Annotated in this window: 24 protein-coding genes; 12 read left to right on the top strand and 12 right to left on the bottom strand. The window is 70.0% G+C overall.

All coding sequences use genetic code 11. The features are described from left to right. Positions 1-41: 41 nt before the first annotated feature. The 4 genes from FHT37_RS21350 to FHT37_RS21335 form a co-directional block, all read right to left on the bottom strand. Complete coding sequence (locus FHT37_RS21350; protein WP_183484363.1) at positions 42-1,145, bottom strand: M48 family metallopeptidase; 1,104 nt, start codon at positions 1,143-1,145, stop codon at positions 42-44. A 16-nt stretch (positions 1,146-1,161) separates the two neighbouring features. After that, positions 1,162-2,409 carry a YjgN family protein gene (locus FHT37_RS21345; RefSeq protein WP_183484360.1) on the bottom strand — a complete coding sequence of 416 codons (1,248 nt, stop codon included), beginning with the start codon at positions 2,407-2,409 and terminating at the stop codon, positions 1,162-1,164. Between the two features lie 103 nt (positions 2,410-2,512). After that, positions 2,513-2,905: an S-adenosylmethionine decarboxylase family protein gene (locus tag FHT37_RS21340; protein ID WP_091719924.1), complete on the bottom strand. Its 393-nt coding sequence runs from the start codon at positions 2,903-2,905 to the stop codon at positions 2,513-2,515. 88 nt (positions 2,906-2,993) lie between these two features. Continuing rightward, positions 2,994-3,458 (bottom strand): MerR family DNA-binding transcriptional regulator, encoded by a 465-nt coding sequence (locus FHT37_RS21335; protein ID WP_091719921.1) that lies wholly within the window; start codon positions 3,456-3,458, stop codon positions 2,994-2,996. Positions 3,459-3,503: 45 nt separating this feature from the next. Between FHT37_RS21335 and FHT37_RS21330 the strand changes: the two genes are divergently transcribed. Continuing rightward, complete coding sequence (locus FHT37_RS21330; RefSeq protein ID WP_091719918.1) at positions 3,504-4,559, top strand: MBL fold metallo-hydrolase; 1,056 nt, start codon at positions 3,504-3,506, stop codon at positions 4,557-4,559. Positions 4,560-4,860: 301 nt separating this feature from the next. Here FHT37_RS21330 and FHT37_RS21325 read toward each other — a convergent pair whose 3' ends face one another. The 7 genes from FHT37_RS21325 to FHT37_RS21295 all read right to left on the bottom strand — a co-directional run bounded on the left by FHT37_RS21325 (position 4,861) and on the right by FHT37_RS21295 (position 12,921). Then, a complete protein-coding gene (locus FHT37_RS21325; protein WP_183484357.1) occupies positions 4,861-5,763 on the bottom strand; it encodes a M48 family metallopeptidase in 903 nt (300 codons plus the stop codon). A 15-nt stretch (positions 5,764-5,778) separates the two neighbouring features. Further along, entirely contained in the window at positions 5,779-6,588 is an 810-nt protein-coding gene (locus tag FHT37_RS21320) for a 1-acyl-sn-glycerol-3-phosphate acyltransferase (protein ID WP_183484354.1), read from the bottom strand. Further along, complete coding sequence (gene gmhB / locus FHT37_RS21315) at positions 6,588-7,238, bottom strand: D-glycero-beta-D-manno-heptose 1,7-bisphosphate 7-phosphatase (protein WP_254783153.1); 651 nt, start codon at positions 7,236-7,238, stop codon at positions 6,588-6,590. Before gmhB ends, FHT37_RS21320 begins: the two co-directional genes overlap by 1 nt. An 18-nt stretch (positions 7,239-7,256) precedes the next feature. Continuing rightward, positions 7,257-9,398, bottom strand: a complete 2,142-nt coding sequence (glyS, locus tag FHT37_RS21310; RefSeq protein ID WP_183484352.1) for a glycine--tRNA ligase subunit beta — start codon at positions 9,396-9,398, stop codon at positions 7,257-7,259. 19 nt (positions 9,399-9,417) lie between these two features. Beyond that, positions 9,418-10,392 (bottom strand): glycine--tRNA ligase subunit alpha, encoded by a 975-nt coding sequence (glyQ, locus tag FHT37_RS21305; RefSeq protein ID WP_091719905.1) that lies wholly within the window; start codon positions 10,390-10,392, stop codon positions 9,418-9,420. Between the two features lie 100 nt (positions 10,393-10,492). Then, positions 10,493-12,037 (bottom strand): apolipoprotein N-acyltransferase, encoded by a 1,545-nt coding sequence (gene lnt, locus FHT37_RS21300; protein ID WP_183484349.1) that lies wholly within the window; start codon positions 12,035-12,037, stop codon positions 10,493-10,495. Beyond that, positions 12,037-12,921 (bottom strand): HlyC/CorC family transporter, encoded by an 885-nt coding sequence (locus FHT37_RS21295; RefSeq protein ID WP_233218109.1) that lies wholly within the window; start codon positions 12,919-12,921, stop codon positions 12,037-12,039. Before FHT37_RS21295 ends, lnt begins: the two co-directional genes overlap by 1 nt. Before the next feature lie 122 nt (positions 12,922-13,043). Here FHT37_RS21295 and FHT37_RS21290 point away from each other — a divergent pair, with 122 nt between their 5' ends. From FHT37_RS21290 to FHT37_RS21250, 9 genes are all read left to right on the top strand, one after another. Continuing rightward, positions 13,044-14,165, top strand: coding sequence for a GTP-binding protein (locus tag FHT37_RS21290; protein ID WP_183484346.1), 1,122 nt, complete (start codon positions 13,044-13,046; stop codon positions 14,163-14,165). Between the two features lie 149 nt (positions 14,166-14,314). Next, positions 14,315-14,950 (top strand): RNA polymerase-binding protein DksA, encoded by a 636-nt coding sequence (gene dksA, locus FHT37_RS25715; RefSeq protein WP_175538132.1) that lies wholly within the window; start codon positions 14,315-14,317, stop codon positions 14,948-14,950. Positions 14,951-14,984: 34 nt separating this feature from the next. Next, positions 14,985-16,736, top strand: a complete 1,752-nt coding sequence (locus FHT37_RS21280; RefSeq protein WP_091719889.1) for a hypothetical protein — start codon at positions 14,985-14,987, stop codon at positions 16,734-16,736. 200 nt (positions 16,737-16,936) lie between these two features. Further along, complete coding sequence (gene hslV, locus FHT37_RS21275) at positions 16,937-17,497, top strand: ATP-dependent protease subunit HslV (RefSeq protein WP_091719884.1); 561 nt, start codon at positions 16,937-16,939, stop codon at positions 17,495-17,497. 20 nt (positions 17,498-17,517) lie between these two features. Continuing rightward, complete coding sequence (hslU, locus tag FHT37_RS21270; protein ID WP_091719880.1) at positions 17,518-18,864, top strand: ATP-dependent protease ATPase subunit HslU; 1,347 nt, start codon at positions 17,518-17,520, stop codon at positions 18,862-18,864. Positions 18,865-18,895: 31 nt separating this feature from the next. Continuing rightward, positions 18,896-19,714: a nucleotidyltransferase domain-containing protein gene (locus FHT37_RS21265; RefSeq protein WP_183484343.1), complete on the top strand. Its 819-nt coding sequence runs from the start codon at positions 18,896-18,898 to the stop codon at positions 19,712-19,714. 133 nt (positions 19,715-19,847) lie between these two features. Beyond that, positions 19,848-20,096 carry a hypothetical protein gene (locus FHT37_RS21260; protein WP_183484340.1) on the top strand — a complete coding sequence of 83 codons (249 nt, stop codon included), beginning with the start codon at positions 19,848-19,850 and terminating at the stop codon, positions 20,094-20,096. 87 nt (positions 20,097-20,183) lie between these two features. Next, positions 20,184-20,603, top strand: a complete 420-nt coding sequence (locus tag FHT37_RS21255) for a nuclear transport factor 2 family protein (RefSeq protein WP_183484339.1) — start codon at positions 20,184-20,186, stop codon at positions 20,601-20,603. A 34-nt stretch (positions 20,604-20,637) separates the two neighbouring features. Continuing rightward, positions 20,638-21,033: a tautomerase family protein gene (locus tag FHT37_RS21250; protein WP_147240928.1), complete on the top strand. Its 396-nt coding sequence runs from the start codon at positions 20,638-20,640 to the stop codon at positions 21,031-21,033. Between the two features lie 45 nt (positions 21,034-21,078). Here the strand turns inward: FHT37_RS21250 and FHT37_RS21245 are convergent, their stop codons facing one another. Continuing rightward, entirely contained in the window at positions 21,079-21,858 is a 780-nt protein-coding gene (locus FHT37_RS21245) for a type III pantothenate kinase (RefSeq protein ID WP_183484336.1), read from the bottom strand. Positions 21,859-22,035: 177 nt separating this feature from the next. On the opposite strand from FHT37_RS21245, the gene FHT37_RS25195 reads away from it, so the two are divergent. Both FHT37_RS25195 and FHT37_RS25190 read left to right on the top strand, forming a co-directional pair. Beyond that, positions 22,036-23,865 (top strand): methyl-accepting chemotaxis protein, encoded by a 1,830-nt coding sequence (locus FHT37_RS25195; protein WP_186830461.1) that lies wholly within the window; start codon positions 22,036-22,038, stop codon positions 23,863-23,865. Positions 23,866-23,909: 44 nt separating this feature from the next. After that, positions 23,910-25,019, top strand: coding sequence for a YbfB/YjiJ family MFS transporter (locus tag FHT37_RS25190; RefSeq protein ID WP_255489899.1), 1,110 nt, complete (start codon positions 23,910-23,912; stop codon positions 25,017-25,019). The last annotated feature ends 33 nt before the right edge of the window (positions 25,020-25,052 follow it).

Here is a 25,052-nt window from a genome sequence, read left to right as displayed (position 1 = left end):
CCGGTCGTCCCGGGCCGCCGGCCCCCGGTCAGCGCCCCGGGTCAGCGCACCGGGTCGGCGTTCTGCGCGGCGCGACGGGCGCTCTCCAGCCGCTCGCTGATCGGCGGGTGCGACGACAGCCACTCGACGCCCTCGCTCGTGTGGCCCTCGCGCCGCATCGCGTCGCGCAGCTTGAGCCACACGCCGACCAGCGTCTCGTTGGGCAGGTGCTCGCGCAGGATCAGGCGCTGCGCCTCGGCATCGGCTTCGCGCTCGGCGTTGCGCCCGTAGCGCAGCGTCTGCACCGAGGCCATCGAACTGGCCGCGACGGTGGAGAAATCGCCCATGACCACGCCGGCCACGGCCACCAGGCCAACGCCCTGCACCAGGTGGCGCATCGCATGGCGATGCTTCACATGCCCGGCCTCGTGACCGAGCACGGCCATCACTTCGTCGTCGCTCAGGTCCTGCGTCATCCCGTCGAGCAGGAACAGCGTGCCGTTGGGCAGCGCGAAGGCATTGAAGCCGCCGCTGTTGCCCAGCCGCGCGAAACGCAGCTTGAGGGTCTGGCCCGGGAAGGTCCGCCCGGCGATCTCCTCGAAGCGCTGGCGCAGCGCGGCCTGCCGCGCCGGCGCGACCGTCGACGGCTTGAGCCAGCGCGCCGTCACCTCCTGCTCGACCTTGTCGCCGACGGCGATGTCGAGCTGCTTGGGCACCAGCGGCAGCGCCGCGCGCGCCAGCAGGCCCGCGCCCTGGCGGTCGAACCAGGCGACCAGCGCGATCAGCGCGACCAGGCAGCACAGGGACATCACCCAGCTCGAGATCAGTTGCGTCGTCAGCGACTGGCCGCCCAGGGCGCGTCCCATCGCGTTGTCCGCGGGGATCCAGAGCGTGCCGCCGTCGGGCAGGCCGACCGGCGTCGGGCTGCCGCGCCACCATTCGCCGACCGACAGGCCCTTGCGGGTGTAGCGACGCAGCCCCGGCAGCGACGGGCGCGACGCGGCCAGCTCGGCCTCCGACGGCGGCATCGAGGACGAGGCCTGCGGACGTGGCGGCCAGGGCATGAACTCGAGGTGGTGGCGGCTCAGGCGCACGCGCACTTCCTGCGGGCGGTTCTCCACGCCATCGAACCACCGGGCGGTGGCGGTGTAGCTCTGCGATCTCATGGCGATGTCTCCCCGCTCACCAGCCGATGTCCAGGCCGAAGGCATCGGCCACGCCGTCCCCGACCGCGCCGGGGCCGCGCCGTCTGGCGGCGCGCACGACCAGGGCGTCCAGCGGCTCATCGGACAGCACGGTCATGCCCTCGATGCGCAGCTTGGCGATGCGCACCGCGAGGAAGGGCCAGTACAGGCCCAGCGTCAGCACCGTGAGCAGGCCGTGGCCCATCACCGTCTTGAAGAGGGAGAAGGCGGGCAGCTGGTACGCGAACTCGATGCCGCCGGCCAGCCGGGTGTTGTCCCAGATCAGCTTCTGCAGCCGCGCGATGTAGATCGGCCAGCCGATCACCCACAGCACGCCCATCGTGGCCAGCGGCGCGAACATCGCCACCAGCGACGCCTGCGCGCCGAAGACGGCTTTCAGCGCGCCGATCGCCACCGCGGCGATCACACCGGCGACGAAGCCGCCCAGCAGGCCGACGCCGACCAGCGTCAGGTACAGGCCGTAGAACTTGCGCACCGGGAGCTCGAAGTCGAACTCGAGCGCGCCATAGCGGGCATGACGATGCTGGAAGCGCTTGAGCCAGCCATGCGCCAGCGGAAAGAGCAGCCCCACCGCCAGGCCGGCGATGCCGATGACGATGGGCCCCAGTCCCATGCCGGCGCCGACGGACACGACGGTCCACGCCACCAGCAGCGGCAGGCAGGAGGCGTAGACGGTGGCGGCGCTGGCCTGGAAGCCGAAGCGCACGCCGCGCCAGCTGGTGTTGCCGAGCTTGAAGCGCTGGGCGCCCGCGAACAGCATCGGGCCAAACGCGTAGAGCACCGCCAGCATCGCGAAGCCGGCGCCCTTGGACCACTCGAACGCATGGCCGTAGCAGACCAGCAGCGCCAGCGCCAGCACGCGGCCGATCAGGATGCGGCGCGGATCGCCGTGGAAATCGAAGCCGTCGCCAGCCAGCAGCGTGTGCCGCGCGAACCAGCTCGCCTTGCGGCGCTTGGCCCAGGCGGAGTAGACGCCCAGCGTCGCCAGCGTCAGCAAGGCATTGACGACCCAGATGCGGAAATACTCGCTGCCGGTGCCGGTGAACTCCAGTCGCTGCTCATGTAGCTTCGCGAGCAGGCCGGTGGCCATCGGCCCGGCCTGCTCCGACGGCGCGGCGACCGCCGGCTTGAGGACCGGCGCGCGCGGCGCCGGCGGCAGCGGCGCCGGCGGTGCGGCTGGAGGTGCCTTGGGCAACAGCTCCACCTCGATCTTGTTCTCGATCAATCCCTCTTCTCCCAGGCCGTCCTGGCCCGGGCGAGAGTCTAGTGAAGCCGGCGGTCCCCGCCGATCCCCCGCCGGGGCGAGCGGGGAAAACGCCACGGTCGCGTCATCGCTCGGTCCGGGGGGCCGGACGCCCCCGTTCGAGCGACTGCAGGTCGGCCTCGGCCGGCTCGAACAGCGCCACCAGCGCCGCCATCAGCGCGCGCGCCTTGGCCGAGTTGTCGCCGCCGTAGTTGCAGACGTAGACATCCAGCGTCACCGCGGCCAGTTCGGGCCAGCTGTGCAGCGCCACATGCGACTCGGCCAGCAGCAGCATGCCGGTGATGCCGCCCGGCGAGCCGTCGGCCGCGGCCGGGAAGCGATGCCAGTGTTCGCCCACCACGGTCAGTCCGGCCGACGCCACCGCCTCGCGAGCCTGGCGGGCCAGGCCGGGGGCGTCCGTCAGCAGCGCCGCGCGCGCGCAGCGGGCCAGGTCGGCGGTGAGATGCAGGCCGTTCATGGCGGCGGAGTGTAGGGCGGCGCCGTGTGGGGCGGCGCGACGCGCAGGGCCGGGTTTCGTCCGCGCGCCGCGGTCAGCGGGTGGCGGCTCAGCTGTCGACCGGCTGGCCGGCCTCGGCCAGCAGCGCGTGGCAGCGCTCCTCGTGCTGGGCGATCTCGGCGAGGGTGACCTCGATGTCGCTGAGCTGCTGCTGCAGCTGCTTGCGGTGCTGGTCCAGCACGCCGAGGAAGGCGCGCAGCTGCGGCACGGTGTCCGACTGGTTGTCGTACATGTCCACCAGCTGCTTGATCTCCTGCAGCGACAGCCCCAGGCGCTTGCCGCGCAGGGTCAACTTCAGCCGCGTGCGGTCGCGCTGCGTGTACACGCGATTGCGCCCGGCGCGGGCGGGCGTCAGCAGGCCCATGTCCTCGTAGAAGCGGATCGCGCGCGGGGTGATGTCGAACTCGGTCGCCAGCTCGGTGATGGTGAACAGCGGTCCCGCGTCGTCGCCGGCTTCGGGCAGCGCGTCCTCGGGCAGGTCATCGGCCGGGGTCGGGCGGGGAGAGGGGCTCATGGCTACACTGGCTAATGACGTTGACGTAAACGTAAGTCTAAAGCCATGGCCAATCCCCGCGAATCGGAACTCACCTACCCCCTGGGCGACACCCTCCCCGGTCCGGGCGAGGCGCTCGACCTGCTGCCCGGCCTCCGGTGGGTGCGCATGGGCCTGCCCTTCGCGCTGGACCACATCAACCTGTGGTTGCTGCGGGACGTCCAGGACGGGCGCGAGGGCTGGACCATCGTCGATTGCGGCATCCACAGCGATGCGACGAAGGCGAACTGGGAACGGGTCTTCGCCGAGCGACTCGACGGCCTGCCGGTGCTGCGCGTCATCGTCACCCACTTCCACCCGGACCACATGGGCCTGGCCCACTGGCTGACCGAGCGCTGGCAGTGCCGGCTGTGGATCAGCGCGACGGACTATCAGCTGGCGCGGGTGGCGTCCTCGTCGACGGTGGGCATGGGCGGCGAGGCGGCGGCGGCCTTCTTCGGCAGCCACGGCCTGACCGATCCGGCGGCGCTGGACAAGATCCGCGGCCGCGCGAGCTATTACCCGAGCATGGTCCCGTCGATCCCGCCCGCCTTCCGCCGGCTGATGGACGGCATGAGCGTGCGCATCGGCGATCACGACTGGCGCTGCCTTGTCGGCCATGGCCACGCGCCGGAGCACATCAGTCTGTTCAGCGAGACGCTGGGCGTGATGATCTCGGGCGACATGGTGCTGCCGAGGATCTCCACCAACGTCTCGGTCGTGGACGTGGAACCGGAGGCGGATCCGCTGCAGCTCTACCTCGATTCGATCGCGCGGCTGAGCACGCTGCCGGCCGACACCCTGGTGCTGCCCGCGCACGGCAAGCCCTTCCGGGGATTGCACGCGCGCATCGACCAGCTGCAGCAGCACCACCAGGAGCGGCTGGCCGAAGTGCTGGAGGCCTGCACCGCCAAGCCCTGCCACGCGGCCGAGCTGCTGCCGATGATGTTCCGCCGGCCGTTGGACCTGCACCAGACGACCTTCGCCATGGGCGAGGCGGTGGCTCACCTGCATCGGCTGTGGCTGGGCGGGTTGCTGCGGCGGACGTTGGATGCGGATGGCATCCATCGCTTCTCGGCCTGAAGAAAAACGAGGCCCGGAAAGACAGTCGCCGCCGCCCCGATCACGGGACGGCGGCGCTGCGCCTTGTTATGCATCAGCTTGTCGGCTCTGAGCGCGGGTCGACCGGACGCAGCCGGGAAGGCTGGGGGACCAAAGCGCCGCCGGGAGCGGAACGCGGGAGGAGGTTCTGACTCAGATGCGAGTGATGACAGCGGTATCCAGTGTGCAGCCCCACCCAAATCAGCTACAAGCCCCCCCAAAGGGGGAAATGCGAACGTTTACCGCTATCAAGCGGAACGATTGACGAAATCCCGACGCGGCATCAGGCCTCGTCCATCAGCGGCAGCACCGCCTGCTTGAGGCGATCGCGCGCGAGTTCGTATTCCGGGAACACCGACCGCACCACCGCCCAGAACCGGGGGCTGTGGTTCATCTCCTTGAGATGGGCCAGTTCATGCGCGACGACGTAGTCGATCAGCGCGGGCGAGAAGTGGATCAGCCGCCAGTTGAGCCGGATCATGCCGTCGGCGCTGGCGCTGCCCCAGCGCGTCTGCGCGGAGGACAGCCGCAGCCCGGTCATCGTGACGCCCAGCGGCCCGGCGAAGTGTCTGCAGCGGGACTCGAACAGCTGCCGCGCCTGGCGCTGCAGCCAGGCCTGCACCGCGTCGCGGATCTGCTCCGGCGCCGCGGTCTGCGGCAGGCCGAGGTAGAGCATGCGGCGCGGCACCGTCGCCAGCGTCGGCTGGGGGTCGGCCTGGCCCTCGTCGAGCCGCGTGCCGGTCATCGACGGATCGAGCACGACGATCAGCGGCTCGCCCAGGTAGGGCAGGCTGCAGCCGTCGCCCCAGTGGACACGGGCCGCCTGCGTCCGCTTGGCGCGCTCGCGTTGCTCGACCAGCTTGCGCAAGATCCAGTCGCCCTTCTGCTGCAGCGCGTTGTCGATGTCGCCCAGCGGCACCCACTTCGGCGCGGACACCCGCAGGCCGTCCTCGCTCACCGTGAAGCCGATGCTGCGGCGGCGCGCGCGCTTGAGCTCGTAGGGGATCGCCTGCCCGTGCAGCAAGACCTGGCGCAGCGACGCGCCGGCCTCACCGCGCAAGCGCGGCGTCGGGGCGACGGGATCCGGTGCGGGCGGCGGAGGCGCGGGCGGGGGCTCGGTGTCGAACAGCGACAGCTGCGTGAAGTTCAGCAGCGCGCCCAATCCCCGCAGCTTGGAAGGCAGCATGGGCTGCGAGTGTAATCAGGCGGCGGCCGACGTGGACGGCGGGGCCGGCGGCGCAGGCGGCACGCCGGTCATCGCGGCGGCGCCGTCGGCGGGATAGGCCGCCGGGTCCAGCACCCGCATCTCGGTCTCGATCCAGCCCTGCACCTCCTTCATCAGGTCGGCCGGTGTGCGGCCGGTGCTGGGGATCATCGGGCCGATCGAGATGTCGACCACGCCAGGGCGCAGCAGGAAGCTCTTGCGCGGCCAGCAGCTCGCCGAGTTCATCGCGATCGGCACCACCGGCACGCCGGTCTCGACGGCCAGTCGCGTGCCGCCGGTCTTGTACTCGCCGACCTTGCCGCGCGCCACCCGCGTGCCTTCCGGGAACATGATGATCCAGTTGCCCAGCCCGGCGATGCGCCGGCCCTGCGCGGCCACCTTGTTCCAGGCCTCGCTGCGCTTGCTGCGGTCGATGTGGATCATGTCCAGCCGCGCCATGGACCAGCCGAAGAACGGGATGTAGATCAGTTCCCGCTTGAACACGTAGGCCAGCGGCCGCGGCATCAGCATCGGGTAGGCGAAGGTCTCCCAGGTCGACTGGTGCTTGGACAGCAGGATCACCGACTGGGCCTTGTCCGTGGGCAGGTGCTCCATGCCGCGCACGCGCCAGCGCACGCCGCAGATCAAGCGGGCGCCCCAGATCGCCACGCGCAGCCAGTTGGCGCACATCCAGTACAGCTGCGTGCTGTTGAGGAACAGCGAGCAGACCACGACCGCGGTGCCCCAGGGCACGACGGTGACGATCAGGTAGAGGACGAAGAGGATCGAACGCAGCGCGATGAGCATCAGCCCAGGTCTCCAGGAGCGGTATCGGGTTCAGCGGATTCGCCGCGCGACTCGGCGCGCGCGCGGCGTTCCTCATGGATCAGGGCCTCGGCGAAGGCGGCCAGGTCCTGGTGCACGCGCGAGCCGGGCACCAGGGCGATCTGGCCTTGCAGCTGCGCCTCGTCGACGCCGGCCAGGCGGTCGCCGCGCACCAGGTGCGGCACGCAGCCGGCGTTGTGCGCGGTCTGCAGGTCGCGCACGCTGGCGCCGACCATGTGGACCTGCTGCAGGTCCACGCCGAAGCGCTCGCCGATCTGTTCGACCAGCCCCGGCAGCGGCTTGCGGCAGTTGCAGTTCTCTTCCGGCGCATGCGGGCAGAAGAACGCTGCGTCCAGCCGACCGCCCTTCTCCGCCAGCAGCTGGTTCAGCCGCAGGTGCACCGCGTTGAGCGAGGCCATGTCCAGCAGCCCGCGGCCGATGCCGGGCTGGTTGGTGGCCATGACGGTGTGCCAGCCGGCGTGGTTCAGCCGCGCGACGGCCTCGAGCGCGCCGGGCAGCGGCTCGAGTTCCTCGGGCGACTTCACATGGTCGTCGCGGTAGCGGTTGATCGTGCCGTCGCGGCCCAGGATCACCAGTTTCATGCCATGCGGATGGTCGGACCGGTTGGGCATCGAAGGCTCCGTTCTGCGTCAGGCCGCCAGGCGCGACAGGTCCGCGACGCGGTTCATCGCGTCGTGCAGCTGCTTGAGCAGCGCCTGGCGATTGGCGCGCAGCGCGGGGTCCTCGGCGTTCACCATCACGTCGTCGAAGAAGGCGTCGACCGGCGCCTTCAGCGCGGCCAGCGCCTTGAGCGAGCCGGCGTAGTCGTGCTGCTCGAACAGCGCGTCGGCCTGCGGCTTCACACCGGCGAGCGCGTCGGCCAGGGCCCGCTCGGCCGCCTCGGTCAGCAGCGCGGGCTGGACCTCGGTCGGCAGCTCGCCCTCGATCTTCTTGAGGATGTTGCCGACCCGCTTGTTGGCCGCGGCCAGCGAGGCCGATTCGGGCAGCGCGGCGAAGGCGCGCACGGCGCCCAGGCGCTTGGGCACGTCGCCCAGGCGGGCCGGGCTCAGCGCCAGCACCGCGTCGACCTCCTGGGCGCTGTAGCCCTGGTCGCGCAGGCTCACCGCCAGGCGGTCGGCGAAGAAGCCCAGCAGCGGCTCGGTCGGATCCTGGATCAGCTCGCCGAACGCGGGCAGCGCGCCCTGGATCAGCTCCGGCAGCGACAGGTGCATGTGGTTCTCGACCAGGATGCGGATCACGCCCAGCGCGTGGCGGCGCAGCGCGAACGGGTCCTTGTCGCCGGTGGGCAGCTGGCCGATGCCGAACAGGCCGATCAGCGTCTCGAGCTTGTCCGCCAGCGCGACGACGGTGCCGGTGTGGTTGCGCGGCAGCGCATCGCCGGCGAAGCGCGGCTTGTAGTGGTCCTCGATGGCCTTGGCCACGCCGTCGCGCAAGCCTTCATGGCGCGCGTAGTAGCCGCCCATGATGCCCTGCAGCTCGGGGAACTCGCCCACCATGTCGGTCAGCAGGTCGGCCTTGGCCAGCAGCGCGGCCTCCTGGGCCTTGCTGTCGAGCACGTCGAACTCGTCCTTGGCCTCGACCGTGTACGGGTGCTGGGCCATGCGCAGCTGGTTGACGATCGCATGCGCGATCGCGCGCACGCGCTCGGTGCGTTCGCCCTGGCTGCCGAGCTTGCCGTGATAGACCACCTTGCCCAGGCCCTCGACGCGCGAGGCCAGCGTCTTCTTGCGGTCCTGGTCGAAGAAGAACTTCGCATCGGCCAGGCGCGGGCGCACGACGCGCTCGTTGCCCTCGATGACCTTGGACGCATCGTCCGGATGGATGTTGCTGACCACCAGGAAGCGGTGGGTCAGCTTGCCCTGCGCGTCCAGCAGCGGGAAGTACTTCTGGTTGGCCTTCATCGTCAGGATCAGGCACTCCTGCGGCACGGCCAGGAACTCGGGCTCGAACTGGCAGGACAGCACGTTGGGCTGCTCCACCAGCGCGGTCACCTCGTCCAGCAGCTCGGGCGCGTCGATCGGCGTCAGGCCCAGCGGCGCGGCCTGCGCCTGCAGCTGGCGCACGATCTCGTCGCGACGCTGGTCGAAGGACGCGATCACCGCGCCCTCTTCGCGGAGCTGGCGCTCATAGCTGTCGGCGCTCTGGATCGTGATCGTCCCGGCCTTGGACTCGAAGCGATGACCGCGCGTCGTCCGACCGGCGGTGAGGCCCAGCGCGCCGATCTCGACCAGGTCCTCGCCATGCAGCGCGACCAGGCCGTGGGCCGGACGCACGAACTTGACGTCGCTCCAGCCGTCGGCCAGCTGGTAGGTCATGACCTTGGGAATGGGCAGCTTGGCGAGCGCCTCGTCCAGCGCCTTCTGCAGGCCGTCCTTGAGCGACACGCCGGCGACGACGGTGTCCAGGAACAGCGCCTCGGCCTTGCCGTCGGGGGCGCGCTTGAGGCTGGGCACGACGGTGGCGTCGGCACCCACCGACGCCAGCTTCTTGAGCAGCGCCGGCGTGGCGTTGCCCGCGCCGTCCAGGGCCACCGCCACCGGCATCAGCTTCTGCTGGACGGCGCGGTCGGCGGCCTTGGCGGCGACGCCGGCCAGATGCACCGCCAGGCGGCGCGGCGTGGCGTAGGCGGTCACGGCCGCGTCGGCCGGCGCCAGGCCCTGCGCCTTGAGCGCATCGGCCAGCACCGCCGAGAACGCCTCGCCCAGCTTCCTCAGCGCCTTGGGCGGGAGTTCCTCGACAAACAGTTCGACGAGCAGGTTCTTCGTGGTCATGGGGTGGTGTTCCTCGTCGTCAGGCGGCGGTCTTCTTGTCCGACTGCTCCGCGGCCTTCCCGGACTTCGCGGCGGCCTCAGCGCTCTTCTTCTCGATCTGCGCGACGACCTCGTCGGCCCAGGCCTTGGGGGCCATCGGGAAGCCCAGTCGCGCGCGGCTGTCGACGTAGCTCTGGGCCACGGCGCGCGCCAGGTTGCGGATGCGGCCGATGTAGGCGGCGCGCTCGGTCACGCTGATCGCGCCGCGGGCATCCAGCAGGTTGAAGGTGTGGGCCGCCTTGAGCAGCTGCTCGTAGGCCGGCAGCGCCAGCCGCGTGTCCATGAGGTCCTTGGACTTGCGCTCGTAGGCGCCGAAGGCCTGCAGCAGGAAGTCGACGTCGCTGTGCTCGAAGTTGTAGGTCGACTGCTCGACCTCGTTCTGGTGGAACACGTCGCCGTAGGTCAGACCGTCGGTATAGACGAGGTCGTAGACCGATTCCTTGCCCTGCAGGTACATCGCCAGGCGCTCGAGGCCGTAGGTGATCTCGCCGGTGATGGGTTTGCAGTCGATGCCGCCGACCTGCTGGAAGTAGGTGAACTGGGTCACCTCCATGCCGTTGAGCCAGACCTCCCAGCCCAGGCCCCAGCAGCCGAGCGTGGGGTTCTCCCAGTCGTCCTCGACGAAGCGGACGTCGTTCTTCTTCAGGTCGAAGCCCAGGGCCTCGAGCGAGCCCAGGTAGAGCTCCAGGATGTTGGCCGGCGCCGGCTTGAGCACGACCTGGAACTGGTAATAGTGCTGCAGCCGGTTCGGGTTCTCGCCGTAGCGGCCGTCCTTGGGGCGACGGCTGGGCTGCACGTAGGCGGCCTTCCAGGGCTCGGGACCCAGCGCGCGCAGGAAGGTCGCGGTGTGGCTGGTGCCGGCGCCGACCTCCATGTCATAGGGCTGCAGCAGGGCGCAACCCTGCTTGGACCAGTATTCCTGCAGGCGGAGGATCAGTTGCTGGAAAGTCAGCATGGGGCGTCGGGCCGTCGGGCCGGCGGTGGAGCAAAACGCCCGATTCTATGTGCGGCCCGGGGGAGACACCGGCGTGCCGCCCAGGGACGGCGGGCCCCGGTCAGGCGACGCGTCCCGCGCCGTCGCGGCGGCGCCGCCAGGCCGGCACCAGCACCGGCAACAGTCCCGCCGCGGCCAGCGCCCACAGCGGCCACAGGCCCGCCGCCGACAGCCAGCGCGCATAGGGCGTGACGCCGCTGCGGCCCTCCACGGTGACCTCGAGCACGCCCGCCTGCTCCGCCGGGAGCCGGGCCAGCACCTGCCCGCGGTGGTCGACCTGCGCGGTCGCGCCGGTGTTGGTCGCCCGCACGATCGGCCGCTGGAATTCCAGCGCCCGCATCTGCGAGAACTGCAGGTGCTGGTCCTGCACCATGCGCGGCCCGAACCAGGCCAGGTTGCTCACGTTGACGAAGACCGTGGCGGCCGCGTCGCCGCGGTCCAGCGCGCTGGCGACGACGTCCTCGCCGAATAGGTCCTCGTAGCAGATCAGCGGCCGCAGGCGCTGGCCCGCGAAGGCCAGCGCGCGCTGGTGCGTGCCGCTGGCCTGGTCGTCCATCGGGATGTTCATCGCCCTGACGAACCAGTGGAAGCCGGGCGGGATGAACTCGCCGAAGGGCAGCAGGTGGCGCTTGCCGTAGTCGTACTCGCCCGCGAAGCCCATGGCGGCCAGCGAGTTCACGAAACCATCGGTCGTGTTGCCCAGGAAGGTACCCAGCAGCAGCGGCCGCTGCCGGGCGTCGCGGCGCAAGCGCTCCACATGCGCCTCGTCGAGGAAGGCCAGCGGCACAGGCAGCACCGACTCCGGCGTGATGACGACCTGCCCGCGGGCCGACTCGATCAGCGCGGTCAACTGGTCGAGGTTCTGATCGAAGCGATCGCGGTCGAACTTCTGGTCCTGCGGGATGTTGGGCTGCACCAGCGACACGGCCAGCGTGCCGGTCGGGCGCGTGAAATCCCGCGGCAGGAGTTGCGCCAGGCCGATGGCGACGACCAGCGCGCCCAGCAGCGCCCAGTGGCGCAGCGCCAGCGCCGCCGCCAGCAGGGCCGCCACCGCGGTGATGCCGTAGACGCCGACATAGGGCGCGAGCGCGGCCAGCGGCCCCTGCGCATGCGCGTAACCGCTGGCGATCCACGGGAAGCCGGTGAACCAGCTCGCGCGGGCGAGTTCCGCGCCCAGCCACAGGGCGGCGAAGGCGAGCACCCGCCGCGTCGGCGCGGCGCCGGCGGACCAGCGAACCGCCAGACCCATGCCGGCGGCGTAGTAGAGCGAGAGGAACAACGCCAGCGCCAGCACCGCCAGCGCCGACACGGCCGCGGGCAGATGCCCGAAGTCGTGCATGCTGATGTAGAGCCACCACAGCCCCGAGGCCAGCCAGCCGATGCCGAACAGCGCGCCGGCCAGCGCGGCGCGGCGCGGCCGCACGCCATCGCAGGCGGCGACCAGCCAGGCCAGCGCCAGCGGCTGCAGCCACCAGGCGGGACTGGGCGAGAACGAGGCGGTGTGCAGCGCCCCGGCGACAAGCGCGAGCGCCGGATGAAGCAGCCAGGACCACCGGCCCTGGCGGGCCCCGCCGTCGATCCGGTCCGACAAGGAGCCGCGGCGCATCAGCCGCTGTGGTCGTCGGCCTCGGGCGCCGGCGCGCGGGTCACCTTGAACCAGCGCACCGCGCCGCCGCGGTTGATCATCACCGAGAAGCGCAGGCCGGCGACCTCGACGGTCTCGCCGCGGCGCGGCACGCGGCCATGCTCATGCGCCACCAGGCCGCCGATGGTGTCGAAGTCGGCGTCGGACAGCGACAGCCCGAAGGCGGTGTTGACCGCGTCGATCTCGGCGTCGCCCGCGACGCGGTAGCTGCCGTCGGCCAGCGTGTAGATGCCAGCATCGCCGTCGCCGACGTCGAATTCGTCCTCGATCTCGCCGACGATCTCCTCGAGCACGTCCTCGATCGTGATCAGGCCGGCGGTGTTGCCGAATTCGTCGATCACGATGGCCAGGTGATTCCGGTTGGAACGGAAATCGCGGAGCAGCTCATTGAGGCCCTTGCTCTCGGGCACGAAAACTGCCGGGCGCAACAGCGCGCGCAGATTCAGTTCCGGAGCGCGCTGGAGCTTGAGCAGGTCCTTGGCCAGCAGGATGCCAATGATGTTGTCGCGCTGGCCGTCGTAGACCGGGAAACGCGAGTGACCGGTATCGATGACGGCGGCCAGCAGTTCGTCGGGCGGCGACTGGATGTCCAGCAGGTCCATCCGCGGCGCGGCGACCATGACGTCACCGGCGCTGAGTTCGGCCATTCGCAGGACGCCCTCGAGCATCTGGCGCGATTCGGGCGCGATCAGATCGCGCTCCTCCGCTTCGGCGAAGTTCTCGATCAGCTCGCTGGTCGAGTCCGGGCCGGGGTGCAGGAATTCGAGCACGCGATCGATGAGACCGCGTTGGTCGTTGCCACGCCCGCCATGCTTGGCGGGCCGACTAGGCTGGGGATCAGACACTGTCGTGTGTGCCGTCGTTGAGGAGGCGCCAGAATAACCGATTGACATTGACATTCGCTTGAAACACAGTCATCCGCCCCCAGTTGCCGGGCCCAAGCTTCTCCATAGATTGGTCGTTCACCATGTCGTCCGTTCCTGACACCGCCGCCGCGAATCCAGCCACGAGTCCCGCGCCGGGACTGATCCCCGCCACCATCCTCACGGGCTTCCTCGGCTCGGGCAAGACGACGCTGCTCAAGCGCGTGCTGACCGAGGCGCACGGCCAGAAGATCGCCGTCATCGAGAACGAGTTCGGCGAGGAGAACATCGACAACGACATCCTCGTCAGCGAGACGCAGGAGCAGATCATCCAGCTCAGCAACGGCTGCGTCTGCTGCACCATCCGCGAGGACCTGCGCACCACGCTGGCCGACCTGGCCGCCAAGCGCCGCAAGGGCGAGCTGGACTTCGAGCGCGTGGTCATCGAGACCACCGGCCTGGCCGACCCCGGCCCGGTCGCGCAGACCTTCTTCATGGACGACGAGATCGCGGAGACCTTCCTGCTCGACTCGATCCTGACGCTGGTCGACGCCAAGCATGCGAACGATCAGCTCGACACCCGCCAGGAGGCGCGCCGCCAGGTCGGTTTCGCCGACCAGATCTTCCTGAGCAAGACGGACCTGGTCGACGCCGCCGCGGTGGACGCGCTGTCGCACCGCCTCAAGCACATGAACCCGCGCGCGCCGCAGTCCAAGGTGCACTTCGGCGAGGTGCCGATCAAGGACGTCTTCGACCTGCGCGGCTTCAACCTGAACGCCAAGCTGGAGATCGACCCCGACTTCCTGGCTGCCGACGAGCACGACCATGCGCACGAGCACGGTCATGACCATGGCCACGACCATGCCCACGATCATCACGACCACGAGCACGGCGAGCACTGCGACCATCCGCACCATCACCACCATGACGACGACGTGAAGTCCTTCGTCTTCCGCTCGGAGCGCCCGTTCAACCCGGCCAAGCTGGAGGACTTCCTGGGCGCGATCGTGCAGGTGTACGGTCCGAAGATGCTGCGCTACAAGGGCGTGCTGAACATGAAGGGCACCGACAAGAAGGTGATCTTCCAGGGCGTGCACCAGCTGATGGGGTCCGACCTCGGTCCGAAGTGGATGCCCGAGGAGAAGAAGGTCAGCAAGATGGTGTTCATCGGCATCGATCTGCCGAAGGACATCCTGATGCAGGGGCTGGAAGGCTGCCTGGCTTAGTGCCACACTGACCGATGGTTCAGACCCATCGGCGGCGCGGCGGCGGAGGTGGCTACAATCCGCCGCGCCCGAACCAGGCCCCTGCGCCAGCGCGGGAAGCCCCGGCTTCTCATGTCGAGCAGGTATAAAGAGCCGCTAGGAGAGTGAACGTGAGCAAGACACCGGCCTCCAAGACCGCCGCGCCCAAGGCCGCCGCCAAGGTGGCCAAGGCTCCGGCGGCAGGCAAACCCGCCGACGCGGACGCGCCCGACAGCACGGTCTCTCTGCTGGACAGCCCTGTCCGGCCTTCGACCCCGACATCAACGAACCAGAACAGCCGCCCTGCCGTGAAGACCGATCCCAAACTCTCGTCTGCCTGGAAATCCAAGGCCGGTGCCGAACTGACCGACGCCGAAGTGCTGGCGATGCCGGACAGCGAGTACATGAACGACAAGCAAGTCGACTTCTTCCGCGCCAAGCTGACGCAGCTGAAGGAAGACATCCTGTCCAACGCCGGCGAGACGACCGAGCACCTGCGCGAGGACACCTCCATCGTCCCCGACCCGGCCGACCGCGCCACGATCGAGGAAGAGCACGCCCTGGAGCTGCGCACCCGCGACCGCGAGCGCAAGCTGCTGAAGAAGATCATGCAATCGCTGCAGCGCCTGGAAAGCGGCGAGTACGGCTACTGCGACGAGACCGGCGAGCCGATCGGCCTGGGTCGCCTGATCGCGCGCCCGACCGCCACGCTGTCGCTGGAAGCGCAGCAGCGCCGTGAGCTGAAACAGAAGATGTTCGGCGATTGAGCCGGACAGCGCGCAGAGCAAGGTCCGCCAGAGCATGACCGACCCCAAAGACGGCACCAAAGAAGGCGAGAGCTTCTTCCGCAAGGTGGCGCGCTTCGTCGCCAATCCGACGACCGACTGGGCGGAGATCAACTCCCGCCAGGACGATCCCGAGGCCGATGCCGCCAAGGCCGAGCTGCGGGCGATGGTGGAGCGCAAGCGGCGCAACGATTTCGTGCGCAAGCGCGAGCTCGACATGCTGCGCAAGATCCGCCGCGAGGGCCTGACGCCTGAACAGCTGGCCGCGCTTGGCGGCCACGCGACCTCCGGCATCGACGAACTGGGCCGCATCAGCGAGATCCAGGGCGCCCGCCGCGATGAAGCCAGCGTCAAGGCCAAGATCGACCAGATCGAGCAGCAGATGGTGGGCGAGGGTTTCGTCCCCACCCAGGTGCAGGGCCAGCACTCGCCCGGCTTCTTCGAGACCAGCACCAAACCGGTCAATTTCGCCGCGACGCAGCCGGCGGACCAGATCGGCGCGCGGGTGTCCGACCACGCCTCGCCGGCCGACATCGAGCGCCTGGACCTGTCGCCGGCGCCAGCCGCGGCCTCGATGGGCGGCGGCATGGCCCCGCAGTCGGCCGCCGCGCCCGCGCCGATCCCCGAGCTGAAGAAGGAGATCCCGACGCTGAGCTTCCGCGTCGCGGACCCGCAGGTCGAGGTCAGCGAGGTCGTCCACGACGCCGAGCTGGACGAAGCGGTGATCGCCTTCGCCAATGCCGACTACGAGCACTGCGAGCGCAGCCTGATCGACCTGACGCGCCCGGGCGGCGCGCGCCACGATCACGCCGAGACCTGGCTGGTGCTGTTCGACCTGTACCGGGCGACCGGCCAGCAGGGCAAGTTCGAGCAGCTGGCCAACGACTACGCGCAGCAGTTCGGGCTGTCCTCGCCGCAATGGTTCTCGCTGCCCAAGCTGGTGGCCGAGGCGGTGCAGCAGGAACGCGCCCCGCGCGGCCGCGCGAGCAGCGTCTCCTGGACAGCGCCGGAATACCTGGACACCGAGGCGGTGACGCAGATGCGCACCCGCTGCGAGAACCTGCCGATGCCTTGGGTGATCGACTGGGCGCCGCTGCGCCAGATCGACATCGAGGCCTGCGCCAAGCTGCGCGACCTGTTCCGCGCCTGGGCGCAGCAGGCGCTGGACCTGCGCTGGCTGTCGGGCGACCACTTCTTCAACGTGCTGCGGGAGCAGGCCCCGGTCGGCAGCCGGGACGCGGATCCCATCCTGTGGATGCTGCGCCTGGAAGCGCTGCGCCTGGCCAACCGCCCGGACCAGTTCGACGAAGTCGCGATCGACTACTGCGTCACCTACGAGGTGTCGCCGCCCAGCTGGGAGAAGGCGCTGTGCCATGTCCGCATCAGCGGCAATGCGCTGTCGACGAGCTCGCCCTCCTCGATCCAGCCGGCGGCGCCGGACACCGGCATCGCCTTCCTCGAGTCGACGATGACCGACGCGGTCAACACCGCGGCGCTGATGGAGCTCTCCGGCCAGTTGAGCGGCGACATCAGCGAGACGCTGGCGCTGATGACCGAGCAGCTCGGCGCCGCGTCGCTGGTGACGATCGCCTGCCCGAAGCTGATCCGCCTGGACTTCATGGCCGCCGGCGACCTGCTGAACTGGGTGCTGGCGCGGCGCAGCGAGAACCGCGCCGTGCAGTTCAGCGACGCGCACCGGCTGGTGGCGCTGTTCTTTGGTGCCATGGGCATCAACGAGCACGCCCGGGTCAAGGTGCGGCACGTCTGACGACCGCCGGGCGCCGGCTTCGACCTTCGCGACCACGGGGCCTCTGGCCCCGTTCTTCATCCGGATGTCCGATCATCGGCCTCGTCAACCGGCATTCGCACAGGCGGGGCCGCTCCCTTTTCCTCACCTTGTGATTCCCGCGCGGGAACCCACGTGAGGCCTTCATGACGTTCAAGGCGTCCCCGCACGTCCGATCCACCATGTCCCAAGATTCCTCCTCCCCGCTTGCGCCGTACCACGGCACCACCATCGTCAGCGTGCGGCGCGGCAACCAGGTCGCGATCGGCGGCGACGGCCAGGTGACGCTGGGCTCGATCGTCGTGAAGTCGACGGCGCGCAAGGTGCGCAAGCTCTACAAGAACCAGGTGCTGGCCGGCTTCGCCGGCGCGACGGCCGATGCGTTCACGCTGTTCGAGCGCTTCGAGGCCAAGCTCGAGAAGCACCAGGGCCATCTGGTGCGCGCGGCGGTGGACCTGACCCGCGACTGGCGCACCGACCGCGTGCTGCGCCGCCTGGAGGCGATGCTGGCGGTGGCCGACCGCACGGCGTCGCTGATCATCACCGGCAACGGCGACGTGCTGGAGCCCGAGCAGGGCATCGTCGCCATCGGCAGCGGCGGCGCCTATGCGCAGGCGGCGGCGAAGGCGCTGCTCAACCACAGCGAGCTGAGCGCGGTGGACATCGTCAAGCAGTCGCTGGTGATCGCCGGCGAGATCTGCATCTACACCAACGGCAACCACACGATCGAGACGCTGGACTGAGCCGGCGCCGGAGCACACGAATGAGCAGCAGCATGACCCCGCAGGAGATCGTCTCCGAACTCGACCGGCACATCGTCGGCCAGGCCGATGCCAAGCGCGCCGTCGCGATCGCGTTGCGCAACCGCTGGCGGCGCCAGCAGGTCGACGAGAAGCTGCGTGGCGAGATCACGCCGAAGAACATCCTCATGATCGGCCCCACCGGCGTGGGCAAGACCGAGATCGCGCGCCGCCTGGCCAAGCTCGCCGACGCGCCCTTCATCAAGGTCGAGGCGACCAAGTTCACCGAGGTGGGCTACGTCGGCAAGGACGTGGACAGCATCGTGCGCGACCTGGTCGACATCGCCGTCAAGCAGGAGCGCGAGCGCCAGATGCGCTTCCAGCGCGCGCGGGCCGAGGATGCGGCCGAGGAGCGCATCCTCGACGCGCTGGTGCCGCCGCCGCGCTCGTCGACCGGCTTCGCGCCGGCGGCGGACAGCGCCGGCGGCGACAACACCGCCCGGCAGGTGATGCGCAAGCGGCTGCGCGAGGGCTCGATGGACGACAAGGAGATCGAGATCGAGCTGGCCGAGGCACGGCCCTCGATGGAGATCGTCGGCCCGCAGGGCATGGAAGAGATGGCGGAGCAGCTCAAGGGGCTGTTCTCGCAGATGGGCCAGGAGCGCCGCAAGGCGCGCAAGCTCAAGATCGCCGAGGCGATGAAGCTGCTGGTCGAGGAAGAAGCCGCCAAGCTGGTCAACGAGGACGAGATCAAGACCGCGGCGCTGGCGCATGCGCAGGACAACGGCATCGTCTTCATCGACGAGATCGACAAGGTGGCGACGCGCGCCGAGCACAGCGGCGGCGCCGACGTGTCGCGCCAGGGCGTGCAGCGCGACCTGCTGCCGCTGGTGGAGGGCACGACGGTCAACACCAAGTACGGGATGGTGAAGACCGACCACATCCTGTTCATCGCCTCGGGCGCCTTCCACCTGAGCAAGCCCAGCGACCTGATTCCCGAGTTGCAGGGCCGTTTCCCGATCCGGGTGGAGCTGAAGTCGCTGTCGGTGGAGGACTTCGAGGCCATCCTGTCGAGCACGCATGCGAGCCTGGTCAAGCAATACCAGGCGCTGCTGGCGACGGAAGGGCTGACGCTGGAGCTGAGCGCGGACGGCATCCGCCGGCTGGCGCAGATCGCGTTCGAGGTCAACGAGCGCACCGAGAACATCGGCGCGCGACGCCTGGCGACGGTGCTGGAGCGACTGCTGGACGACATCAGCTTCGACGCGCACAAGCACGCCGGCCAGACCGTCACGATCGCCGGCGCGCAGGTCGACGAGAAGCTCGGCGCGCTGGCGCAGAACGAGGACCTGAGCCGGTTCATCCTGTAAAGACGGCGCGCGGCGGGGTCAGAATGCGCCCATGAGCGCTCCCACGACCGACCTCTCCGTCATCCCCGCCCCCGCGCGCGCCGAGATTCAGTCGCGGCTGCGCCGCGCCGAAACCGAGCACGAGGTGCGCGTGCTGCTGGCCGTCGAGTCCGGCAGCCGTGCCTGGGGTTTCGCTTCGCCCGACAGCGACTTCGACGCCCGCTTCATCTACGTCAACCGCATGGACTGGTACCTGTCCATCGGCCTCGAGGAACAGCGCGACGTCATCGAGTACCCGATCGTCGACGAGATGGACATCAACGGCTGGGACCTGCGCAAGGCGCTGCGGCTGTTCCGCGGCTCCAACCCGGGCTTCGTCGAATGGATCCAGTCGCCGATCGTCTACGAAAGCCGCGGCCGCTTCCACGCGCGGGCGCTGGAATTGCTGCCGGTCGTGTACTCGATCGTGCGCGGCATCCATCACTACCGCAGCATGGCGAAGACCAACTTCCGCGGTTATCTGCAGGCCGAGCAGGTCCCGTTGAAGAAGTACTTCTACGTGCTGCGTCCGTTGTTGGCGGTCCGATGGCTGGAATGCCACCAGAGTCCCGCGCCCATCGAGTTCCATCGCCTGCTCGACACCATCCGGGACGAACCGGGGCTGCCCGAAGCCATCGACGACCTGCTCGAGCTGAAGCGCAACACCGGGGAGCTCGGGCTGTCAGGCCAGGTGATCCCGATCCAGCGCTTCATCGAGCGGGAGCTCGACCGCATCGAGGGTCTGGAACTGCCCGCCAAGGATCGGCCGGAAGTCGAGCCGCTGCTGTCCGAGTTGTTCCGAGACGTGCTGCGGGAAAGCTGGGCGGGCTGACGGCCCCCTGCGAGACCGGACCGCTGCCGTGCACCGCACGGCAAGCTCACCGAGCGCTCACACCGGGCTCATCCTGAGCACCGCGCCGATGGCGAGACTGGCCGCTTTCCACCAGGAAAGGAACCCGTCCGCCATGAATCGCCTGCTCATTTCCGTCCTCCTGGGTCTGCTGGTCTGGAACGTCTCGACGGCCCTGCTCATCGACCTTTACGTCCCCTCCCCCTGCGACGCCAGCGGCCGCTGCGACGGCGACATGATCTTCACCCTCAAGGTGGTCGGCCTGTGGCTGGGCATGTTCTGGGTGAGTTCCGTCGGCGTGCTGCTCTACAACGTCGCGCGATGGCAGCGCGACTGGCGCCTGCATCAGCAGGGGGCCCGATGACCGGCGAGCGCCGGCCCCGTCCCCGTCGAAATCCGCCGCCCTGGATCGTCGTCTCCACGGAGCCATCCCGCTTCAAGGAGACACACCATGACCGATGACCCGATCCATGCCTTCCTGGGCGACTACGCGGCCGCCGTCCTCGAGCGCGACCTGGCGCGCTTCCTGGACCTCTACGCGCAGGACGTCCAGGTCTTCGACAGCTGGGACCGCTGGCACTACGCCGGCCGCGAGGACTGGGGCGGCATGATCGCCGCCTGGTTCGACGGCATCCGCGACGTGCGCGTGCGCGTCACCGCGACGGAGGTGACGACCTGGTGCGATACCCGGGTCGCCGGTGGTGTGGCGACGCTGGCGTTCACCGCGCTCGATGCCGGCGGCGAGGCGCTGCGCGCGATCGAGAACCGGCTGACCGTGCTGATGCGACGCGAGCGGGATCGATGGCGCGTCGTCCACCAGCACAGCTCCGTGCCCGTCGACTTTCAGAGCCGGCAGGTCGTCGCGCGATAAGCTCGCGTTCCCGTCGCCCCTCATCGCAGCGCCCATGCCGAGCACCCTCATCGAAATCCGCCGTGCCTGTTCCCCCGAGCAGGAAACCCAGTTGATCGAAGCGGTGCAGGCCGCGCTGGTCGAGGGCTTCAAGATCCCGGCGGAAGACCGCTGCGTGCGCCTGATCGCCTACGAGCCGCATCGCTTCATCCATCCGCCGCGGCTCTCGCGGCCCGAGTGCTACACGCTGGTGACGGTGACGGCCTTCTCCGGCCGCACGATCGAGGCCAAGCGCCGCCTCTACCGCGCGATCGTCGATCGCCTCGGCGAGCTCGACGTCCCCGCCGACCACGTCAAGATCATCCTCAACGAGGTGGAGCGCGAGAACTGGGGCCTGCGCGGCGGCCAGCCGGGCTCGGAGATCGACCTCGGGTTCAAGGTCGACGTGTAAACGCGTCGGGCGCGGTCGACGCGCCCCAGCGCCGGACCGTGCCGTCTACAGCGCCAGGCGATGAGCCTGCAACGCCAGCAGCCCGTCGAAGATCAGCGAGTCGATCAACTCGTGCGGGATGTCCAGCGCCGGCGAGACCTTCCAGCCCGCGCCACCGGTCATCAAGGTGACCGGCTCCTGCCCGCAGCGCTTGACGATGTGGCGGTGCATGCGCTCGATGGCGCCGGTGATCGCGTAGTTGCCGCCGCTGGTGAGCGCATCCGAGGTGTTGGTGGGGAACTCGCGCACCTCGCCGGTCGGCACGCGCAGGCCGGCGGTGCCACCTTCCAGCGAGCGCAGCATGATCCCGTGCCCGGGCAGGATCAGCCCGCCGAGGAAGCGGCCGTCGGCGTCGAGCGCATCCACGGTCACCGCGGTGCCCACCATCACCACCAGCGCGGGTCGCGGCGTCTGCCCGCGCATGCGCGCCAGCACGTGATGCCGCGCGCCGATCAGCGCGACGAAGCGGTCCGCGCCCAGGCGCCCCGGATGCTCGTAGCCGTTGATCACGCCGCCCGCCTGCGCCGACGACGCCACCCAGCGCGGTTCGATGTCCCACAGCTCCATCTGCTCCTCGACGCGGTGCCGCATCGCGTCGCCAGCCACGTTGCTGCCGAGCATGCTGCCCGGCGTCGCCGGCAGCCGGGCCCAGTCGTGCTCGGCCAGCTTCTCGATGTTCTCCAGGAACTGCGCGCCGTGCGCCAGCATCGGGCTGCCCGGCTGGGGGCTCGCGTAGAGCGCCCACTTGAGGCGCGTGTTGCCGATGTCGATGGCCAGGAAGCTCATGGGCGTGGCGGGACCTTCTGTGAAGTTCTGCGGGATCGGGCGGCCGGCGCGGATCAGGGCGGCAGGTTAGCAGTGTTTGTCCTCAAGCCGGTGCCCCCTTCGGCCGATTTAGGATGGGATGCAGGTCGACTGCACCATCCCGGGGCAGCCCCCGACCCAACACAAGGCGCCAGACCGATGAAGTTCTCGATCGCCACGCGACTCTGGATTCCCGTTGCCGTCATGTCCGTCATGACGGTGGTGATGTCGCTGGGGGCGGCCTCGCGCACCCGCAGCCTGCTCGAGGTCGCGCAGGCGACCCAGGAGAAACAGCAGCAACGCTTCGAGCTGGCGCTGCGCTGGCGCGGCCTCACCGAGGCCAACGCGAGCCGCGTGCAGGCCGGGCTGGCGGCCAACGACAACGCCGTCGCCGATGCGATGAAGGGCGACATCGCCAAGACCACCGAGACGATCAACGAGATCCAGAAGCAACTCGAGGCCCTGGCCGAGGGCGACGACGACAAGGCCGCGATGGCGCGGATCGCCGAACGGCGCCAGGCCTACATCGCCACCCGCAACGAGGCGAACAAGCTCAAGGCCGGCGGCGATGTGAACGGCGCGCACCAGGCGCTGCAGCAGAAGGTCGTGCCCGCCATCGAGCAGTACCTGGTCGCGCAGCAGGACTTCGTCACGCTGCAGCAGCGGCGCTCGGCGGCGCTGCGAGAGGCCGCGGGGGCCGAGCGCATGCGCACCGTGTGGGGCGTGGCGGCGCTGATGACGCTGATCGTTGGCCTGCTGGCCCTGGCCACCGCCTACTTCGTGCGCACGATCTCGGCGCCGCTGAAGTCGCTGATGGCCGAGGCCGAGCGCATCGGCGAGGGCGACCTGTTCCATGTCGACCGCGACTACAGCCGCGACGAGATCGGCGACGTGCAGCGCGCGCTGGCGGCGATGAAGAGCTCGCTGCGCAAGGTGATCCGCGAGGTGCGGGCCAGCGCCGACGGCATGCAGACGGCGAGCCAGGAGATCGCCAGCGGCAACCAGGACCTGAGCCACCGCACCGAGCAGACAGCCTCCAACCTGCAGCATGCGGCGTCCTCGCTGGCGCAGCTGACCGGCACGGTGCAGCAGAGCGCCGACAGCGCGCGCACCGCCAACCAGCTGGCCGGCAGCGCGGCCGAGGTGGCCGAGCGCGGCGGCACGGTGGTCGGCGAGGTGGTGGGCACGATGGCGCAGATCGATGCCTCGGCCAAGAAGATCAACGACATCATCGGCACCATCGACGGCATCGCCTTCCAGACCAACATCCTGGCGCTGAACGCCGCGGTGGAAGCGGCGCGCGCCGGCGAGCACGGCAAGGGTTTCGCGGTGGTGGCGTCGGAGGTCCGGGCGCTGGCGCAGCGCAGCGCAGGCGCGGCGCGCGAGATCAAGGCGCTGATCGGCGACAGCGTGGCCAAGGTCGAGGCCGGCTCGCAACTGGTGCGCGATGCCGGCGCCACGATGACGGAGATCGTCGCCAGCGTGCAGCGGGTGTCGGACATCATCGGCGAGATCAGCGCGAGCACCGTCGAGCAGAGCCAGGGCATCGGCAATGTCAACGGCTCGGTGGCGCAGCTGGACCAGATGACGCAGCAGAATGCCGCCCTGGTCGAGGAGTCCGCCGCCGCGGCCGAGTCGCTCAGCGACCAGGCGCGCAAACTCACGGCGCTGGTCGGGCACTTCAAGGTCAGCGACCCCAAGCCGGGGTCGGTCGACGCGGTGGGCGTGACGCCGCCACCAGCACCGGCGCGGACATCAGCGCCGACGCCGAAGCCAGCAGTCGCCGCCTCGATGGCGAAGCCGACGACCACGCGGCCGGCGGCAGCCAAGCCCGCGGCCGCGCGCCCCTCGCCGCCCAAGGCGCCTGCCGCCTCGGTCGCCAAGGCAAGACCCGCCCCCGCGGCGCCGTCCACGCCCAAGCAGGCGCCGGCAGCAGCCCCCAGCCCCAGCGCCACGTCCGCGCCCGGCGACGACTGGGAGACGTTCTGATCCGCCCCTGGCAGGTCTCCGCCGGCGGCATCGCCGGCCTGATCTTGAGCATCGGCCTGGCGCGTTTCGCCTACACGCCGCTGCTGCCGCTGATGCAGCAGCAGGCCGGCCTGAGCGACGCGATGGGCGGCACGCTCGCGGCCGTCAACTACGCCGGCTACATGAGCGGCGCCCTGATCGCCGCGCTGATCGACGACCCGCGCTGGCGCTCGCGGCTCTACCTCTGGGGCATGGTGCTGGGCCTGCTCGCCACCGCGCTGATGCCGCTCGCGCCCAGCCTGCCGCTGTGGGCGCTGTCGCGCTACCTCGGCGGGCTCAGTGGCGCCGCCGGCATGCTGCTCGGCTCCGGCCTCGTGCTCGGCTTCCTCATGCGCGCCGGCAAGCGGCCGGAACTCGGCGTCCACTTCCTCGGGCTCGGCCTGGGCATCGTCGTCTCCGCCCTCGGCGCGATGGCGATGGACCGCCTCGCGCTCGACTGGGCCGGCCACTGGTGGGGCTTCGTCGTCGTCGGCCTGCCGCTGCTCGCGCTGACGGCATGGTGGCGCCCGCCGGTGCCGCCGCCCGTCGCCGCGACGAGCACCGCCGCCGCCCCCGATCCGAGATGGATGCGCTGGATGATCGCCGGCTACTTCTGCGCCGGCTGGGGCTTCGTCATCAGCGCCACCTTCACCGTCGCGATCGTCGAGCGCCAACCGCTGCTGCACGGCCAGGGCCCCTGGGCCTGGCTGCTGGTGGGCCTGGCGGCCACGCCGGCCGTGTTCCTCTGGGACCGCGTCGCGCGCCGCCTCGGCGATCTCAACGCGCTGCTCGCCGCCTTCGCGCTGCAGATCGTCTCCGTCGTGCTGCCGGCGCTCTCCGGCAGCCTGGCCGCCGCGTTGATCGGCGCGCTGCTCTACGGCGCGACCTTCATCGGCCTGGTCAGCCTCACGCTCGCGCTCGTCGGCCGGCGGTCGCCCGGCAATCCGGGCAAGGCGATGGCGCGCCTCACGCTCAGCTATGGCGTCGCGCAGGTCACGGCGCCCGCGCTCGCCGGCGCGATGGCGCAGGCCAGCGGCAGCTACCTCGCCTCGCTCTGGCTGACCGCGGCGGTGCTCACCGTCGGCATGGGGATCATGGGACGCCTGCGCGCGCTGGAGCGGCGCAGCCCCGCCTGACGCGCAACGGCGTCGCGGCGGCGCTCCTCTGCG

It is taken from the genome of Mitsuaria sp. BK037 (genome assembly GCF_014193045.1).
Taxonomy (GTDB): domain Bacteria; phylum Pseudomonadota; class Gammaproteobacteria; order Burkholderiales; family Burkholderiaceae_C; genus Roseateles.
The sequence above is the reverse complement of the archived record's forward strand: the minus strand, read 5'-3'. Positions and strand labels throughout refer to the sequence as shown.